Annotated in this window: 3 protein-coding genes and 1 pseudogene; all 4 read right to left on the minus strand. The window is 22.3% G+C overall.

The window, feature by feature from the left end; genetic code table 4:
- On the minus strand, positions 1-312 hold a 312-nt coding region (locus C6B38_RS03910), incomplete at its 3' end, for a DUF3627 domain-containing protein (RefSeq protein WP_443028747.1).
- Positions 286-698 (minus strand): annotated as a pseudogene (locus tag C6B38_RS03915) (DUF3627 domain-containing protein); the annotation flags it as partial. The gene C6B38_RS03910 and the pseudogene C6B38_RS03915, both read right to left, overlap by 27 nt.
- On the minus strand, positions 691-1,023 hold the full coding sequence (locus C6B38_RS03920) for a hypothetical protein (RefSeq protein WP_105298728.1): 333 nt from the start codon (positions 1,021-1,023) through the stop codon (positions 691-693). The gene C6B38_RS03920 and the pseudogene C6B38_RS03915, both read right to left, overlap by 8 nt.
- A 67-nt stretch (positions 1,024-1,090) precedes the next feature.
- A complete protein-coding gene (locus C6B38_RS09855; protein ID WP_162475847.1) occupies positions 1,091-1,243 on the minus strand; it encodes a hypothetical protein in 153 nt (50 codons plus the stop codon).
- Positions 1,244-1,396 lie beyond the last annotated feature (153 nt).

The following is a 1,396-nucleotide window of genomic DNA, read 5'->3' on the forward strand; positions in this document are numbered from 1 at the left end:
TTCACTTAAAAATAAAGCTTTTTTCATTTTAGTAAAATAATTTTGTTTATATTGATTATATAAATTGATTAATTCGGTTCCAGTTAAATATTTTCAAATATTTCGCTTTAAATTTTCATCATATTTTACAATAGGATAAGAATTATCATAAATCAAACCGATTGCTACTTGCTCTGAATGTTTTTCACTCGGATAAATAAACTTATTACTCAATCAAAACCCAATATGACGATTATGATTAGGTAAATTAATAAAACTTACTTTTTCTGTTGCAAAAGGAATAAATTCCTTACTAATAAAATAATTTTCTATATTCTGATTTTTCTTAACAAAATTACTCAATTTTATCATCTCCTTTCACTTAAAAATAAAGCTTTTTTCATTTTAGTAAAATAATTTTGTTTATATTGATTATATAAATTGATTAATTCGGTTCCAGTTAAATATTTTCAAATATTTCGCTTTAAATTTTCATCATATTTTACAATAGGATAAGAATTATCATAAATCAAACCGATTGCTACTTGCTCTGAATGTTTTTCACTCGGATAAATAAACTTATTACTCAATCAAAACCCAATATGACGATTATGATTAGGTAAATTAATAAAACTTACTTTTTCTGTTGCAAAAGGAATAAATTCCTTACTAATAAAATAATTTTCTATATTCTGATTTTTCTTAACAAAATTACTCAATTTTATCATCTCCTCGCCTTACTGGTCTTAACATAATTTCTAACGGTAATAATTGTTTCTTTAATACTGTAACTCTAAATTCCTTAACTTCTGATATATGTTCCATAATTACAAATGGTAAAAGTACAACAAAAAGGATTAAACAGAAAAAATACCATATAATACCTATAATATCTCCTACATTTAAAGAACAAATTATAAGAACAATACAAAGACCAAAAACAATTAATATAAAAAAATAAATATAAACAAAACCAAAATTCATAATAATAAATTCGTTTTTTAATTTTTTATATTCCTCAGTTGTTTTAAATTTCATATCCATAATATAGTCTCCTAACTAAATATTTATTTAATAAACAATGTTATAAATAATGTTTATATAATGTTTTTTAATTGTAATAAACACTGATTATTAACAATGTTATACATAATGCTAATATACTAGTCAAACCCGTTCAAATCCCAGTCATACCCTCAGTCATAGTTTTAGGTGTAGGTGCTGTTAAAAAATTAAACGCTGTTGTTAAATACATACCTAACATTATTTATTACTCTCCATTTTTCTATTTAATAAATTCATTTTTTACAAATGTGATACCATCTATTTAGTGTGCCTTAACTAAGATATAATCGATTATAATAAATACTAAAATCCTTTAACCATAACACGGAAAAAGTTTAAGATTTTAATAATA

The sequence above is a fragment of the Spiroplasma sp. ChiS genome, assembly GCF_002968355.1.
Classification (GTDB): Bacteria; Bacillota_I; Bacilli_A; order Mycoplasmatales; family Mycoplasmataceae; genus Spiroplasma; species Spiroplasma citri.